Source organism: Wenzhouxiangella sp. YN9, from assembly GCF_056324165.1.
This window is the reverse complement of record NZ_JBJNIP010000091.1, coordinates 41039-56513: the sequence shown is the minus strand read 5'-3', so window position 1 is coordinate 56513 and position 15475 is coordinate 41039. Positions and strand designations below refer to the sequence as shown.

13 protein-coding genes are annotated in these 15475 nt (G+C 66.4%); 3 read left to right on the top strand and 10 right to left on the bottom strand.

Annotated elements, in window-relative coordinates; all coding sequences use genetic code 11:
• Positions 1–10: 10 nt before the first annotated feature.
• The 3 genes from ACEWQ0_RS07480 to coaBC are packed head-to-tail and all read right to left on the bottom strand — an operon-like array spanning position 11 to position 4537.
• Positions 11–2869: a phosphomannomutase/phosphoglucomutase gene (locus ACEWQ0_RS07480; protein WP_476484974.1), complete on the bottom strand. Its 2859-nt coding sequence runs from the start codon at positions 2867–2869 to the stop codon at positions 11–13.
• 2 nt (positions 2870–2871) lie between these two features.
• Positions 2872–3327, bottom strand: coding sequence for a dUTP diphosphatase (dut, locus tag ACEWQ0_RS07475; protein WP_476482526.1), 456 nt, complete (start codon positions 3325–3327; stop codon positions 2872–2874).
• Positions 3299–4537 (bottom strand): bifunctional phosphopantothenoylcysteine decarboxylase/phosphopantothenate--cysteine ligase CoaBC, encoded by a 1239-nt coding sequence (coaBC, locus tag ACEWQ0_RS07470; RefSeq protein ID WP_476482525.1) that lies wholly within the window; start codon positions 4535–4537, stop codon positions 3299–3301. The genes dut and coaBC overlap by 29 nt, the downstream gene beginning before the upstream one ends.
• 106 nt (positions 4538–4643) lie before the next feature.
• Here coaBC and radC point away from each other — a divergent pair, with 106 nt between their 5' ends.
• Entirely contained in the window at positions 4644–5318 is a 675-nt protein-coding gene (radC, locus tag ACEWQ0_RS07465; protein ID WP_476482524.1) for a RadC family protein, read from the top strand.
• Positions 5319–5386: 68 nt separating this feature from the next.
• Here the strand turns inward: radC and ACEWQ0_RS07460 are convergent, their stop codons facing one another.
• The 6 genes from ACEWQ0_RS07460 to ACEWQ0_RS07435 form a co-directional block, all read right to left on the bottom strand.
• Positions 5387–5986 (bottom strand): carbonic anhydrase, encoded by a 600-nt coding sequence (locus ACEWQ0_RS07460; protein WP_476482523.1) that lies wholly within the window; start codon positions 5984–5986, stop codon positions 5387–5389.
• Positions 5987–6304: 318 nt separating this feature from the next.
• A complete protein-coding gene (rpmG, locus tag ACEWQ0_RS07455) occupies positions 6305–6472 on the bottom strand; it encodes a 50S ribosomal protein L33 (protein WP_476482522.1) in 168 nt (55 codons plus the stop codon).
• A 12-nt stretch (positions 6473–6484) separates the two neighbouring features.
• Entirely contained in the window at positions 6485–6721 is a 237-nt protein-coding gene (gene rpmB / locus ACEWQ0_RS07450; RefSeq protein WP_476482521.1) for a 50S ribosomal protein L28, read from the bottom strand.
• Between the two features lie 68 nt (positions 6722–6789).
• The gene (locus ACEWQ0_RS07445) at positions 6790–7395 is read right to left on the bottom strand and encodes an SCO family protein (protein ID WP_476482520.1); all 606 of its coding nucleotides are present in this window, start codon (positions 7393–7395) and stop codon (positions 6790–6792) included.
• On the bottom strand, positions 7392–7853 hold the full coding sequence (locus ACEWQ0_RS07440) for a copper chaperone PCu(A)C (protein ID WP_476484973.1): 462 nt from the start codon (positions 7851–7853) through the stop codon (positions 7392–7394). The genes ACEWQ0_RS07445 and ACEWQ0_RS07440 overlap by 4 nt, the downstream gene beginning before the upstream one ends.
• 29 nt (positions 7854–7882) lie before the next feature.
• Positions 7883–8734 (bottom strand): cytochrome c oxidase assembly protein, encoded by an 852-nt coding sequence (locus ACEWQ0_RS07435; protein ID WP_476482518.1) that lies wholly within the window; start codon positions 8732–8734, stop codon positions 7883–7885.
• A gap of 97 nt (positions 8735–8831) precedes the next feature.
• Between ACEWQ0_RS07435 and ACEWQ0_RS07430 the strand changes: the two genes are divergently transcribed.
• Positions 8832–9257: a DUF3429 domain-containing protein gene (locus ACEWQ0_RS07430; protein ID WP_476482517.1), complete on the top strand. Its 426-nt coding sequence runs from the start codon at positions 8832–8834 to the stop codon at positions 9255–9257.
• 64 nt (positions 9258–9321) lie between these two features.
• On the opposite strand, the gene ACEWQ0_RS07425 is transcribed toward ACEWQ0_RS07430, so the two are convergent.
• Positions 9322–12603: a S41 family peptidase gene (locus ACEWQ0_RS07425; RefSeq protein ID WP_476485028.1), complete on the bottom strand. Its 3282-nt coding sequence runs from the start codon at positions 12601–12603 to the stop codon at positions 9322–9324.
• Positions 12604–12921: 318 nt separating this feature from the next.
• Between ACEWQ0_RS07425 and ACEWQ0_RS07420 the strand changes: the two genes are divergently transcribed.
• Complete coding sequence (locus ACEWQ0_RS07420; protein ID WP_476482516.1) at positions 12922–15471, top strand: tetratricopeptide repeat protein; 2550 nt, start codon at positions 12922–12924, stop codon at positions 15469–15471.
• Positions 15472–15475: the final 4 nt, after the last annotated feature.

The following is a 15475-nucleotide window of genomic DNA, read 5'->3' as shown; positions in this document are numbered from 1 at the left end:
GCGGTAACGCTCAGTACGGCAGCGGCAGTTTCGGCTCCAGCGCCAACAGCCGGTCGCGGAACTCGCTGCGCACCTGGCCCAGTGCGGTCGCCTCATCAGCGCCGAAGCGCAGGATCAGGCGGCCGCTGTTGGCGTCCACGCGGGCCAGACCCCAGCGATCGGACCAGTCGGCGCGAATGCCGTCGAGGCGCGTGATCAGGGCGTCGCCAAAGTCGCTTTCGCGACCCATCCGCTCGATGAGGTCCAGCGACTGGTCACGCTCGATGTCAACCGCGATTTCGGGGCTGACGCGATACTGTGGCTGTTCGGCCAGCCGCTCTTCGAGGCTGCCCCCGTCGGCGGCCAGGATCTCGAGCAGGCGGGCGGCAGCGTAGACGGCGTCATCGAAGGGGTACCAGCGGTCGTTGATGAACACGTGACCGCGCATGTCGCCCCCCAGCGGCGCGCCTTCCTTGCGCAGCCGCTGTGCCACCGGCTGCTGGCCGCTGGCGGTCATCAACCCGCGTCCGCCGGCGCGCTCGATCACGCGCTGAAAATGCCCGGAAGCGCGCACATCGAAAACCACCGCCTCGCCCGGCCGCGTGGCCAGCACATCGGCTGCCAGCAGCATCAGCAGGCGATCGGGCCAGACGATTTCACCGCTGCGGGTGACCACGGCCAGGCGATCGGCATCGCCGTCGAAGGCAATGCCAAGCTCTGCCTGGAAGTTGCGAACACACAATCTCAGGTCTTCAAGGTCGTCGGGCGAGGAAGGGTCGGGCCGATGATTGGGGAAGGCGCCGTCGACATCGCAGTAGAGCGGGATCAGATCCGCACCGACGTCCTGCAGCAGCTTCGGCACCACGGCACCGCCGACGCCGTTGCCGCAGTCGACCACCACCTTGACCGGCCGCTCGAGCTGGACATCGGCGGTCAGGCGCGTGGCATAGCGCCCCAGAATGTCCTGCTGTTCGTAGCCGCCGTCACCACTGACAAAATCCTTTTGCGCCACCCGCCGCGCCAGCCGGGTCATGCCGTCGATGTCGATCAGGTCGCCGCCGATCATCGCGCGAAAGCCGTTGTAGCTGGGCGGATGATGAGAGGCGGTGACCATGACACCGCAACCCTCGGCCAGCTCGGTGGCGGCAAACCACAGCAACGGGGTCGGCACCGCGCCCACTTCAATGACATCGATACCGCTGTTGCGCAGCCCGCGAATGACCGCCGAAAGCATGACCGGACCGCTGAAGCGCCCGTCGCGGGCCACGGCCACGCGCTGAAAGCCGGCTTCGGAAATCAGACTGCCCAGCGCCTGGCCAATGTCGGTGGCGACTGCCGCCGTCAGATCTTCGTCAACCACGCCCAGAATATCGCTCGGGCGAAAGATGCCGGACGGCAGCGTGACCGGCTCTGTGGCGCTGGCCGCAGTAGCCCGGTCCTCCGGCGCCGTGGCCGGCGCGTCCACGGCTTCGGCGCGGCTCGATTCCGGCTGCTCCCCATTCGCCGCCGGGCTTTCTTGCGGCGGCAGCGGGCCTTCCCCTTCCAGGGCCAGATCCAGCCCTTCGCCGCTGGGCGGCTCCTGCATCGCCTCGTCGGGCTGGTCGCCGGGCTCCGGAGCGGGCGCATCGTCACGATCGCTGAAGGAAAAATCCAGGTCGAGCTCGGGCGGCGCTGCCTCGTCCGACGCGGCAGCCTCTGCGGCGGCGTCGGCATCCTGGCGCGCGCTCAGATCCTCATCATCGCCCTGGCCGTCGTCATCAAGCGCATCGGCAGCGTCTTCCGGGGTTGCTTCGGGCGCGGGAGTTTCGGCCTGCTCGGCGTCGATCTGGCGATAGATATCGTCGAGATTCGGCACGTCGTCAAAGTCATCGTCGGTGGCCCGCCCACGACCCTCCTGCGCGTCCAGCATCCACTCGGGCAGATCCCGGCCATCGGCATCATCGGAGTCGTGGCCAGCGCTCGGCGGGCGCTCGGTCCGGTCCCCCTGCGCAGGCGCCGAGGGCTCCGGCTCCCGACGGTCGCTGTCAGGCGTGGGCACGGCAGATTCGTCATCGACCGCCTCGTCGGCCGGCGCCGCGGCCGTGCGCCGCTGCAGCAGCAGCCCGCCGCCGATCAGCAGCAGCCCGAGCACCGCAATCGCGGCACCAGTAAGCGGCGAACCACCGCCGGCGCCATGGCCGGCGGTCCAATGCAGGCGCAGACCGCTGCCGGCAATGGTCGCCTGACCGTCGGGCACCCGTTCTGCCGGCAAGCTGCCGTTGCTGGCAATCAGCGCTTTGCCCTGCTGCAGCGCAAGCCAGCCGCCCGGCCCCGGCTGTGCGAGGCGACGGGTAATCACGCTGACCGGGCGCCGGATGAACAGATAGCCGGCCGGCGGATCCCCCGCAGCGGCATCTTCCGCCGGGATGGCGCGCGCAAAAGCGAGGTTCTCGTTGGCGGTGCCGGGGTAGTGAACCTCGGCCGGCGCCGCGCCTTCACGGCGGGCCTCGAGCAGCATCTGGATCACGCTGAAGTCGGGCTCGGGGTAGACCCCGATCTCGATATCCTCCACCCCCGGAGGAAATACGCGAACGTCGAGCAGATTGGTCACGCCAGCCGACTGCAGGGCGCGGCGCAGCTCCTGCACCTCAACGCTGCCGTCGAGCACGGCTCGGGCGCGGTCGCGGATGTCGGTCTGCGCCAATGCCGCGTTGACCTCGGTCAGGGCCGCACCGATTTCCTCGATGCTGCTGCGCGCGGCCTGATCCGTGGGGCTGGCATCTTCGGCCGACAGCGCGCCCCACAACAGCCACACCGCCAGCAGCAAGGCGACGGCGCCGACCGCCACAAGAACCTGCGGCAGAAACCCGCGCGCGCTGCCGGCAGTGAAAGATGACAGGGAAAGGGACATGATCAGCCGACTCCCGTGTGGCCGATGCCCCCTTCGGCGCGCTCGCTCACCGCGAAGGATTCGACAATATCGAGCTGCACCTGAACCACCGGCACCACCACCAGCTGGCAGATCCGCTGGCCCGGCTCGATGTGAATCGGCTGCCGGCCCCGATTCCAGCAGGAAATCTTGACCTCGCCCTGATAATCACTGTCGATCAGGCCGACCAGGTTGCCCAGCACCAGACCCTGCTTGTGGCCCAGCCCGGAGCGCGGCAGCAACACCGCGGCCAGGGCCGGGTCGGCCAGATGGATGGCCATTCCCGACGGCAGCAAGGCGGTGTCATCGGGCGCGAGCGTCATCGGCTGCTGCAGGCAGGCGCGCAGATCCATGCCGGCCGAGCCGCTGGTCGCGTACTCCGGCAGCGGCCACTCACCGCCCAGGCGTGGATCAAGAATCCTGACTTTCAGGTTTCTCATCGGATCGGTTTTCCCTCTCGAGCAATCGTTCGGCAATAATAGCAACCAGCTCGCGCGCAAGGTCTCCCTTGGCCTTGGGCGCCAGCGTCCAGTGACGATCGGCGCTGTAGACCTCGAGCGCATTCTCGTCGGTGTCGAACCCCAGATTCTTGCCCACGCGGTTGGCGGCAATCAGGTCGAGCCGCTTGGCCTCGAGCTTGCCGCGCGCCGCCGACTCGAGGTCGCGCGTTTCAGCGGCAAAACCGACCACGATTCGCGGCCGCTCACGATCCGGGCGGGCGGCCACGTCAAGCAGGATATCGGGGTTGGGAACCAGCTCCACCGTCATCGATTCATCCGCCTTCTTGATCTTGTCGCCCGCTTCGCTGGCCGGGCGATAATCGGCGACCGCGGCCACGCCGATATAACCGTCGGCGCCGGCGATGCGCTCCATCACCGCCTCATGCATCTGGCGGGCGGTGTCCACATCGCGACGCGCAACACCCGCCGGTGTCGCCAGCGGCACCGGGCCGGCCACCAGATCGACCTGCGCACCGGCCTCCACGAGCGCGCTGGCCACGGCAAAGCCCATGCGCCCCGACGAGCGATTGCCCAGAAAGCGGACCGGGTCCAGCGGTTCATGCGTCGGCCCGGCGGTCACTACAAAGCGCCGCCCGCGCAGGCGGCCAGCGCCGCCCGCCAGCGCGGCGACCAGCTCATCGGGCTCGAGCATGCGGCCCTGGCCCTGCTCGCCACAGGCCTGCGAGCCCGCACCGGGACCAAGAATGCGAAAACCCCGATCCTCGAGCACGGTACAGTTGGCGCGCACCGCTTTTGAATCCCACATCACCCGGTTCATCGCCGGGGCCAGCCAGACGCGCGCTTCGGTGGCCAGAAGAATGGTGGCCAGCAGATCATCGGCCAGGCCGGCGGCAAAGCGGGCCAGGGCGTGCGCCGTGGCCGGCGCCACCAGGATCTCGTCGGCCCAGCGGGCCAGTTCGATATGCCCCATGCCGGCCTCGGCCTCGGCATCGAGCAGGTCGGTACGCACCCGGTAGCCGCTGACCGCCTGCAGCGTCAGCGGCGTGATGAACGCCTCCGCGCCCGCGCTCATGACCACGCGCACCCGGGCGCCGGCATCGCGCAGGCGGCGCACCAGCTCTGGAGCCTTGTAGGCGGCAATCCCGCCGGTCACGCCGACCAGCAGCTTTTTTCCGTCAAGCGTACTCATGGACTTTCGAGGCGATTTCCTACGCACGTGAGAGACAAGGGCCGATACGCTGGATCAGTCCCGTCTCCCAGAATAACGGTTCTGGCCCGCAAGCTTAAGGGAAATCATGCGAATCGCCGACTGGCCCATGACCGAACGCCCACGTGAACGGCTGCTGGCCGGTGGGCCCGCGGGGCTCAGCGACGCCGAACTTCTTGCCATTCTCCTGCGTACCGGGGCGCGCGGCCGCTCGGCTCTGGATCTGGCGCGCGGCCTGCTCAACCGCTACGGCGGCCTGAGGGCACTGCTGGAAGCCGATGTCGATACCTTTTGCGACACCCCGGGGCTCGGCCCGGCCAAGTACGCGCAGCTGCAGGCCGCGCTGGAGCTGGCCCGCCGTCACCTGCGTGAAAATCTCGAACGCGGCCAGCCACTGACCAGCCCTCAGGCCACCCGGGAATTCCTGCGCGCGGCGCTGCGCGACCGGCCGCATGAGGTGTTCTGTGCACTGCATCTGGATACCCGTCACCGCGTGGTCGCCTTCGACGAGCTATTTGCCGGCACCATCGACGCGGCGCATGTGCACCCGCGCGTGGTCGTCGAAAAGGCGCTTGCGCGCCGGGCAGCGGCCCTGATCATCGCTCACAACCACCCCTCGGGCGTCGCCGAACCCAGCCAGGCCGATCTGGCGATCACCCGGCGGCTGCGCGACGCGCTGGCGCTGGTCGACATCCGCCTGCTCGACCACTTCATCGTCGGCGATGGCGAAGTGGTGTCGCTGGCCGAACGCGGCCTGGTCTGAGCCATGCCCACTTCGCCTGCTGGCGATGGCCAGCGCGGCGATCCAGTCGAAGACCTGCAGCTGGCTCGCTACGCGGCGGTGCGACGAACGGAGCAGTCCAGATCCGTGAGCAAGCCATCCTTGAGGCCGTAGATCAGACCGTGGACGGCAATCTCGTCACCGCGTGACCAGGCGCGCTGGATCACCGGCGTTTCAGCCGTCCGGCTGACGCTTTCGACCACGTTGAGCTCGGCCAGCCGATTGAGGCGCGCCTCGCCATCGCCCAGCGCATCGAGTTCGTCAGCCTTGTGGCGAGCCACGCGCCGAATCGGCTCGATCCAGTGATCGGCCAGGCCGTGGATCACGTCCTCGGTAGCGGCCCGGATGCCGGCACAGCCGTAGTGGCCGCAGATGACGATATTGCGAATACCCAGCGCGTCGACGGCGAACTCGAGGCAGGAAAGCAGATTGAGGTCGGTCGAATGGACCACGTTGGCGATATTGCGATGGACGAAGATCTTGCCGGGATCGCGGCCGGTGACGACGTTGGCCGGCACCCGCGAATCGGCGCAGCCGATCCAGAAATAGTCGGGCTTCTGAACGTCGGCCAGACGTTCGAAATAGTTCGGAGCCCCGCTCCGTATCGACTCCGCCCAGGCGGCGTTGCCGCGGATGAGATCGTCGGTCATGACTGCTGTCTGGCCCTGGATTCGGAATGGGTGGAAATTGTAGCGCGCAAGCGCGGGCGTCACCAGCTCGGGTTTCGCGCTGCGCCACGACCACGGCGTGATGGTCTTCTCGACCGGCGGGCGTTACCCGGCGCGGCACCATGAGATGCCCTGTGACCGCCGCCCGCGGTCGGGGCCTCAAGGCATTGCGGGGTGTGACCGTGGCCTGCGTAGATGCATGAAGCGAAGCACGCCACCAACGCCCCGCGCAATCTCCTGAACGCAAAAACGCCGGGCATGCCCGGCGTTTTCGAAGCGGCACCGCGAGGGGCGGAGCGCTTACTTGATCTTGGCTTCCTTGTACATCACGTGCTTGCGCACCACCGGATCGTACTTCTTCATCTCCAGCTTGTGCGGAGTGTTTCGCTTGTTCTTGTCGGTGGTGTAGAAGTGGCCGGTACCGGCACTGGAAACCATTCTGATCTTGTCACGCGCGCTGTTGGACATGCCTGAAGCTCCTTAAACGTGTTCGCCGCGGGCACGCAGGTCGGTAAGCACCTGGTCGATACCCTTCTTGTCGATAATGCGCAGCGCCTTCGAGGAGACCCGCAGCCGGACCCAGCGATTCTCGCTGGCGACCCAGAATCGGTGACGGTGCAGATTCGGCAGCGACCGCTTCTTGGTCTTGTTGTTGGCGTGGGAAACGTTATTGCCGACCAGCGGGCGCTTGCCGGTCACCTGACACACTCGGGACATGACGAATGTTCCTGAAATTTATTTGGTTGCAATCGAGCCGCACTTTATACCCCAGATTCGCCCGCAGATCAAGCGCCATCGGCGCTTTTTGCCCCGTCGGAGAGCAGCCGCCGCAGGTCGGCCGCAATTTCCTCCACGCCGAGGCGGTCGAGCAGCATCAGCCGGGGCTCACCGGCGGCGTCAAAGACGTAGATGGCCGAGCTGTGGCTGACGTCGTAGCTGCCGTCGGGCCGCTTGTCGTCGTAGCCAAAGGTGCCGCGGTAGCGGTGCATCAGCTCTCTGAGGTGCTTCGTGTCGCCGGTCAGGCCAAGCATGCGGTCGCTGAAGGCGCTGGTGTAGTCGGCAAGCTGCTGCGGGCCGTCGCGCTCGGGGTCGACGCTGATGAAGGCCAGCTGGAGCTCCTGCTGCAGCGGCTCGGGCAGGCGGCGCACGGCGGCAACCAGACGCGCCAGGGTGGCCGGGCAGATATCGGGGCAGTGGGTAAAACCGAAATAGATCGCCACCGGGCGACCGGCAAACACCGCTTCGGTAACGACCTCACCGGTTTCTGAGGTGAGCTCGAACTCCAGTTGCGGCATCAGGCCCTCGATCGATTTGCCGTTCCAGCTCCGATCGCTGCAGGCGGCAAGCATCAGCCCCACAGCCAAGATCAGCACAACGCGTCGAAGAGTCACTGCGAGGTCACCGGCACCACGGTAAAGCTCACCGTCCGCTCGGCCGGTTCGATGTCTTCGAATTCGAGCACGATCTCCACGGCTTCGCCGACCTCCAGCTCGGTGGTGGCGTCCATCAGCATCAGGTGCAGCCCGCGGGGCTCGAAGGCAACGCTTTCGCCGGAGCCAACGAGAACCCCGCCGTCCTGGTGCTCCATGCGCGCGCCGCCGTCGTCATCAACCACGGTGCGATGCATCATCACGTGACCGAAAGCCTCCGAAGAGGCCGACACCAGACGCACGGGCAGGTCGGTGTGATTGGCGATGCTGAAATAGCCGGCCATCGGCGCCCCGCCCGGCACCAGGCGCACGCGCGGGTTCTTGATTTCGATCGGCTCGGCCGGAGGCATGCCAGCCACCCACCAGATCGCGCCGCCCAGCAGCACAACAATGAGCAAGATCCCGGATAAGGCTTTCATTCTCTGTACTCCTCCTGTCAATTGGTCGATCAGGCCGGCGCCGCTTCAGCGCCTGCAGCGTATTGCCTTGCGTCGTCGTGCACCCAGAACCTGAGAACCACCAACGCGGCCACAACGCTCATCATCGCCGCCGGAATCCAGGTGACCAGGCCGCCAATATGCTGGTCGGTCATCGGATCCAGCGGCCAGGCCCGCCCGCATACGGCGTAGACATCGAACACATTGGTTTCGGCAAACGTGATGCTCGCGCCGATGATGATCTGGGGCACCATCACCGCGGCCAGCAGCAGCATGCGCGTACCGTAACCCAAGCGCGGAGTGATGCCGCGGCCGCCGCGCTCGAGCATCAGCCACCAGAACAGCAGCCCGTCGAGCGCCATCGACCAGTTCATGACCCAGTAGCGATTGCGGCTGAGCATGGCGTCGAAATGCAGCTCCGGCATCAGCCAGAAGGCGATCAGACCCACGAACAGGATGCTGGCAACCGCCGGCTGCTGCAGCACACGATACAGTGCCACATAAATCCAGCGCAGCCAGCGCCGGCGGGAAAACCACGCGCGCACCGGCGCGGGAATGCCGCGCGCGAGCACCGGCGCGGGCAGGGCCAGCGCAATCAAGAAAGGCGCCGTGTGGTGCAGCACCAGGTGCTGAATACGGTGAACAAAGAACATGTACTGCGACCAGTAGTCATAGCGCGTCTGGGTCACCAGATACATCAGCACCACGCCGACCACAAAGCCGATGATCGGCCAGTAGCCCGGCAATTCGCTCGCCGGCGTGTTGCGCAGGCCGTTGAAATACAGCAGCAATGCGCCCCAGACGCTGATCTGGACCAGCCAGCTGAACTCCCAGGGAACGAAAAAAGCGAAGAATTCGGACACCACAACCGGACCGCGTGAGCAGGCCGGTATTCTAAGCCATGCCGAACGGGCGGTATCCTGTGAGCTGCACACCTTCATGGCGCACGAGGAACCGAGCATGCGAAACAGACAACAAACGGCAAGGATTCTGGGCTGGGCCGGCGTGCTGCCCTTTGCCGCCTGGACCCTGGTGGCATGGACCGGGGCGCCGGAGTGGCTGGTCGAACTGCTGATTGGCTACGGCGTGCTGATCCTGGCTTTCATGGGCGGCACGCTGTGGTCGGCCGCGCTCGACAAACCGCAGGAGCCCGAAGCGCCGCTGATTGCCAGCATCGTGCTGGTGCTGGCCGCGCTGCCGGCCTTTCTGCTGCCGGCCATTTCCGCTGCCGTGCTGCTGGCCGTGCTGTTTGCGCTGCACTGGACGGCCGAGTACCTGTGGGTACGAAAGGCCCAGCCCGGCTGGTACCGACGCATGCGGGCAGGCAACAGCGCGGCCGTCGTGGCGCTGCTTGTTGTGGCGGTACTGATCGAACTGGGCCGCTGAAAAACACCGCTGTACTTCGGCTCCGGAGCAAGCCCGGAGCCGAAGTGCGGTGAGCCGGCTGGCCCTACTGACCCAGCTCGGTAGGCAGCGCTGGAGCCTCCCGGGAGATATCGTCGGAATAGCCTTCGAGCATCGTCATGATCTGCTCGATGGCTGCCTGCAGCTGGCTGTCGCGGCCGTTGTTGGTCGCCACCGGATCGAGCGCAACTTCGATGTCCGGAGCCACGCCTTCGTTTTCCACTGCCCACTCGTTGTCGGCATTGGCGAAACGGAAGTGCGGCACGGTCATGGTGCCGCCGTCGACGAAACCCGGGTTGGCGAAGATGCCGATCAGCCCGCCCCAGGTGCGCTTGCCCAGCAGCGGGCCGATACCCAGCTCGCGGAAGGCGTAGGGCAGGTAGTCGCCGCCGGAGCCGGCATCCTGGTCGATCATCATCAGCTTCGGCCCGTGCAGGCTGCCGAAGGGCGTGCGCGAAATCTCGCCATGACGATAGACCCAGTTGGACAGATGCGGGCGCGAGAGCACCTCGACGATATAGTCGGCCGCCTGACCGCCACCGTTGCCGCGCTCGTCGATGATGATCGCCTCGCGGTCGAGCTGAGCGTAGAACATGCGGTTGAAGAAGGTATAGCCGGCACCGGCGGTATTGGGCAGATAGACATAGCCCACCCGCCCGTCGCTGGCCTCATCGACGCGCTTGCGGTTGGCCTCCACCCAGGCCCACAGGCGCAGCTGGTTTTCGCTGTCCACCGGCTCGACGACGACCTCGCGCTTGCCGCCACCGCCGGGCTCGGAGGCGACGGTCAGAGTCACCTGCTCGCCGACGGTGTTGTACAGATGCTCATGCAGATTGTCGTCGGCCGTGATGGTTTGTCCGTTGACCGCCAGGATGTACTCGCCCTCATGCACCTCGTTGCCGGGCTGGTCGAGCGGGCTGCGCAAGAATGCGTTCCAGGACTCGCCGGTGTAGATGCGATCAATGCGCCAGCGGCCGCTGTCGATGACGTAATTGGCGCCAAGCAGGCCGACGCCGGGGCCGGATTCGCGATGGACATCACCGCCGCTGACGCGATTGTGGCCAGCATGCAGCTCGGCGATCATCTCCACCATCACCGCGTTGAGATCCTCGCGGCGCCCAACGTGCTGGAGCAGCGGGCGGTACTGCTCGTACACGGCGTCCCAGTCCAGGCCGTGCAGGTTATCGGCGTAGAAGTACTCCTTCTGCATGCGCCAGCCCTCATTGAAGATCTGCGCCCACTCCTTCTGCGGGTCGATCTGCATACGCAGGCCCGACAGGTCAACGACCTCGGGCTTGATCGTCTCCCCGGCTTCAGCCACCTGAACCGAGCCATTGCCGTGAATCAGCACATGGCTGCCGGCTGCGCTGATGCCGAAACCGTTGAGGCCGCTGAACACCGTCGCGGCGGCGCGCTTTTCAAAATCGAAACGCAGCAGGCGGTTTTCGTCAATCGTGTTCTCGCCGGGCATCTGCACGCTTGATCCGGGCTGCGGATAACGCATCCAGAACAGGCTGCCGTCACCGGCGACCTGGAGATTGCGATAATTGCCCTTGGCAACCGGCAGGGCGACCATGCGCTCGGCCAGGCCGTCGAAGTCGATGCGAACCTCGACTTCGGGCTCTTCCTCGCCCTTCTTGTCCTTCTTGTCCTTCTTGCTCTTGTCCTTGTCCTCGCCGTTCTCGTCACCCGGCTCTTCGTCGCCGCGGCGCGGCGCCAGCGGCGAATCGCCGTCGGCGGCCAGCACCAGCGCGTAGATGCCGGCGCGATACGGCCGCTCCTGGGTCGACATGTCGAGCCCGAACTGCAGCGGCCCGGCGTTGGTCGAGGCGGCCATGAACAGATACTTGCCGTCGCGGCTGAAGGCCGGCGAGGCAACATCGGCCATGCCATCGCTGACTGGCGTTGCCTTGCCCGACTCGAAGTCGTGAATCATCAGATCGCTGAGGTAGTTGTCGCGATTGACGGTATAGGCCAACCAGCGCCCATCAGGGGAGAAGGCAACGTCAAACCTGCCCATCCGCGCTGAGCGGGCAATGGTGTCGCGATCGCCGCTTTCGGTGTCGATCACGAACAGGCTCACGCCGTTGTCGCTGTAGGCAATCCGGCCCTCGGCGGCATCCCAGGCCTGCAGGGTATAGAAGTCGGGGCCCAGGGCGTGGCGCGCGATTTCCTCGCCGTGCTGGTCGGCAATCACCAGCTGCTGGCCGTCGAGTGATTCGACGATCCAGGCAATCTCGGTGCCCTCGGGCGACCACAGCGCCGGGTATTCGCGCTGGCCGTCGGTAACGGTGAGATTACGGGTCGAGCCATGCTCGACCGGAACGGTGAAGACCTCGCCGCGGGCGGTCACGAGCACGCGCTTGCCGTGCGGCGAAATGCCGACGCGCTCGATGTTGCCCTGGACGCTTTTCCACTGCACGCGCTGCTGCGGCAAATCGGGATTGATCGCGATTTCGAGCGTGCGCTGCTCGCCGTTGGCCAGGTTCAGTTCGTGGAGCTCGCCGCCGGCCTCGAACACGATGTGCTGGCCAACACCGTCGGCCCAGTGCACGTCCCAGTCGGCCTGATCGGTGAGACGCTCGATCTCGCCGGTTGCGGTATCGAAGACATGCAGGTTCAGCCGCTTGTCGTGGCGGTCGGAGATGAACACCACCTTGTCGCCCATCCAGAAGGGCTGGATGTCGTTGACGCGCTCGCCGGGAATATCGGTGACCTCGTTGTCATCGGGCGCGATGATGCGAATCGAGGGCGTGGTGCCACCACGATAGCCGCGCCAGCCGGCCGAGCCGCCGTAAAGCCCGTTGTAGGCGGGCCCGAAATCGATGTAGGCCAGGCGCTCGCCCTGAGCATCCCAGCGGCCGCGGAAAAACCGCGCCTGCATCTGCCGGACCGGCGCGCCGCCGGCAACCGGCACGTGCCACAGCTGCGCCGAACGGCCCTGATCGGTTTCGCGCCCAGAGGCAAACGCCACCGCTTTGCCATCGGCGCTCCAGCCCACCGGCACATCCCGTCCGGGGTGCCAGGTCAGGCGCTTGGGCTGGCCACCTTCGACGGCAATGACATAAACGTCGGTGTTGCCCCCGTAGTTGGCCGCGAAGGCAATCTGGCTGCCATCCGGCGAAAAATACGGATTGTTCTCTTCGGCGGCGGCCGTGGTCAGACGGCGCGGGTTGCCGCCATCGCGATCGCTCACCCACAGATCGCCGGCATACACAAAAGCCAGATGCTCGCCGGAGACGGCGGGCTGGCTGAGCAGGCGAACGGGTTCGGCAGCGGCAGCATGCGAAAGCATGAAAGCCGCTGCGAGCAGGCAGATCCTGAGCATGGGCACGGGCGGGTTCTCCAGTGGTGAGTGATTTTCCGGGCCGAATATAACAACTGCCCGACCAACGGGCATGGGCCAATCGTCACGGACGCCGGCTGCATGCAAACGACGGTGCTGTCGGGTTAATATCCTTTTCGGGCCCGGAGGAAGCCCGCAAAGCCAGGCGGCGCGCCGGCCCGGCAGTCTGTCATTCGGGAGGGAATGCGGTATGAGCGACGCCTGCGATCCGGCTTTCAAGCCGGTGACTTTCCGACGATCCAGACGCGGGGCAATACCAGCGCCCGCTGCATCAGCCCCGTTCGCCAGGGAGCCCGAGCAGTGAATCTGCCGGCCGGGCGCCTGACGCCGATGCGTCGCCGCGTGCTCGATGCGGAGTTCGAGCGCCTGCTCGAGCTCGACGAGAACGCGCGGGCAAGGCGCCTGCGTGAGCTCGCCCGGCGCTGCCCCCGGCTGATGCGCTGGCTCGGCCCACTGCTCGATGCACTGTCGGCAAAGGCCGATCATCTCGACGGCATGATTCGCGAGGTGGCCGACTCGGCGGTAGCCGAAATCGACCGTGCCTGTGATCGCCTGGAGCCGGGAACCGAGCTCGGTGCCTGGCGCGTGATCGAACTGGTCGGCCGTGGCGGCATGGGGCAGGTCTACCGCGCCGAGCGCGCCGACGGCGCCTTCGAGATGACCGCGGCGGTCAAGGTCATCCGCCTGCGCCGGGATCGGCGCCTGCGAACGCGGCTGACCATCGAGCGTCAGCTGCTCGCCCGGCTCGACCACCCCAACATCGCGCGCATACTCGACGGTGGCACCACCGACGACGGCCAGGCCTGGCTGGTCATGGAGTGGGTCAGCGGTCGCGATCTGCACCAGTGCCGCGCGGAGCAATACCCGCACTATCGCGCCTGCCTGGCGCGCTTTCTTCGCCTGGCCGAGGCGGTCGCGCACGCGCATCAGCGTCAAGTGGTGCACGGCGACATCAAACCGGCCAACGTTCGCATCGGCCAGGATGGGCGGGTGCGGCTGCTCGATTTCGGCGTCGCTCGACTGGCCGCGGCGGAAAGCGAGGATACGGCTCAGCGCATCCGCGCAATCACCCCGGCCTGGTCCGCGCCCGAGCTGCGCGCCGGCGAATCGGTTTCAGCGGCGTCGGATCAATGGTCACTTGGGGCACTGCTCTACTGGATGCTGTGCGGAGAAAGCTTCGACCCGGACCTCGCCGACCACCCGCGGGTGCTCGCTTCGCGCCTGCGCGAATGCTGTCCGAGAAGCGATGATCTGGCCGCCGTCATCGCCACCGCCTGCGCCCGACGGCCCGAAGACCGCTATCCTTCGGTCGCCGACCTGATCCGCGACATCGAACGCTACCGCGGCTGTGAAACCGTGCTCACGCGCGAGCCTTCGCGTCGCTACGTGGCCACGCGCTTCATCCAGCGCAATCCTTTCGCTACGGGCCTGAGCACATTGGTGGTGGTGCTGCTGATTCTCGGCCTGGCCGGCACCAGCTGGCAGGCGCGTCAGGCCGGCATCGAGCGCGATCGGGCGCAGGTGGAAACCCGCAAGACGCAGCAGGTCAGCGAGTTTCTGGTGGGCCTGTTCGAGCAGGCCGACCCGTGGCGGGCGCGCGAACAGGAGCTGACCGCGCGCGATCTGGCCGACCGCGGCGCCGAGCGCATTCGCGTGCTCAAGGAAACGCCGCAGGTACAGGCCGAAATGTTTCAGGTGCTGGCCCGGGTCCATCGCGGCCTGGCCGACTATGAGCGCGCCAGCCGACTGGCCATGGAAGCCGTCGACGTACTCGCGGCTGACGCCAGCACCCCGACCCGGGCACTGGCTGATGCCTGGGCCCTGCACGGCGATATTCTGGGCTCGCAGGGCCGCTACCAGGAAGCCGAGCAGGTGCACCGCCGCGCGCTGTCGCTGGTGGCTGAAGAGCCGCCGCCGGTGCGCGCTGGCTTCATGAATTCGCTCGGCCTGACGCTCTATTCACTCGGCCGGCTGGACGAGTCAAGAGCGCTGCTCGAAGGCGCGCTGGCGATTCGACGTGATGATCGGCCCGGGACGGCGGAGCTGGCCGACTCCTACAACAACCTGGCGCTTCTTGAAGCCACCGTGGATCGCAATGAACTGGCGCGCGAGTACTACGACCGCGCCATCGAGCTGCGCCGCGAGGTGCTGGGTCAAGACCACCCCACGACCAGTTTTTCACTGTCCAATCTGGCCTCTTTGCTGGTCCAGACCGGCCGGGCCGAAGAGGCGCTGCCCGCCTTTCGCGAAGCGCTGGCCATTCGCCGCAACGCCTTCGGCCCCGAACATCCGGCCGTTGGCAGCGTGCTCTACCAGCTCGGCTGGGCGCATGCGCAGCTCGAGCGCAACGCCGAAGCGCGCGACTTTTATGAACAAGCCCTGGCCATCCGCGAGCGCTCGCTGGGCGACAACCATCCTTCTGTTGCCGTGATCTACAACGCCCTGGGCGGCCTGGCCCGAAAAGACGGAAACCTTGCCGAATCGCTTGACCTGCTTGAGCGCGCCCTGGTGATCTATCGCAACAGCTACGGCCAATCCCATCACGACATTGCCCTGGTACTCGGCAATCTGGGCGCCACTCACATGGCCCTGAAGCACCACGAACAAGCTCTCGACCTGCTCGAGCGTGCCCTGGAGATGAATCGCCGCGAACTCGGCGAGGGCCACCGGCACGTGGCCAACAACCTCAAACGCCTGGCCGAGCTGCATCTGAAAAGCAGCCGCCCCGGGCGGGCCGGCGATTATGCGCAGGCCTCATTGAACAGCTACCGCCGGATTCACGCAAGCGAAACCCATCCGACGGTCGTCGCCGCCCGCCAACTGGTCGAGAAGATCAACGCCCAGCGCTGATCTT

Coding starts and splice junctions, on each gene's coding strand:
- dut (WP_476482526.1), bottom strand. CDS start 3,327: ATGAGAAACCTGAAAGTCAGGATTCTTGATCCACGCCTGGGCGGTGAG.
- coaBC (WP_476482525.1), bottom strand. CDS start 4,537: ATGAGTACGCTTGACGGAAAAAAGCTGCTGGTCGGCGTGACCGGCGGG.
- ACEWQ0_RS07430 (WP_476482517.1), top strand. CDS start 8,832: ATGCGAAACAGACAACAAACGGCAAGGATTCTGGGCTGGGCCGGCGTG.
- ACEWQ0_RS07440 (WP_476484973.1), bottom strand. CDS start 7,853: ATGAAAGCCTTATCCGGGATCTTGCTCATTGTTGTGCTGCTGGGCGGC.
- rpmB (WP_476482521.1), bottom strand. CDS start 6,721: ATGTCCCGAGTGTGTCAGGTGACCGGCAAGCGCCCGCTGGTCGGCAAT.
- radC (WP_476482524.1), top strand. CDS start 4,644: ATGCGAATCGCCGACTGGCCCATGACCGAACGCCCACGTGAACGGCTG.
- ACEWQ0_RS07460 (WP_476482523.1), bottom strand. CDS start 5,986: ATGACCGACGATCTCATCCGCGGCAACGCCGCCTGGGCGGAGTCGATA.
- rpmG (WP_476482522.1), bottom strand. CDS start 6,472: ATGTCCAACAGCGCGCGTGACAAGATCAGAATGGTTTCCAGTGCCGGT.
- ACEWQ0_RS07425 (WP_476485028.1), bottom strand. CDS start 12,603: ATGCTCAGGATCTGCCTGCTCGCAGCGGCTTTCATGCTTTCGCATGCT.
- ACEWQ0_RS07480 (WP_476484974.1), bottom strand. CDS start 2,869: ATGTCCCTTTCCCTGTCATCTTTCACTGCCGGCAGCGCGCGCGGGTTT.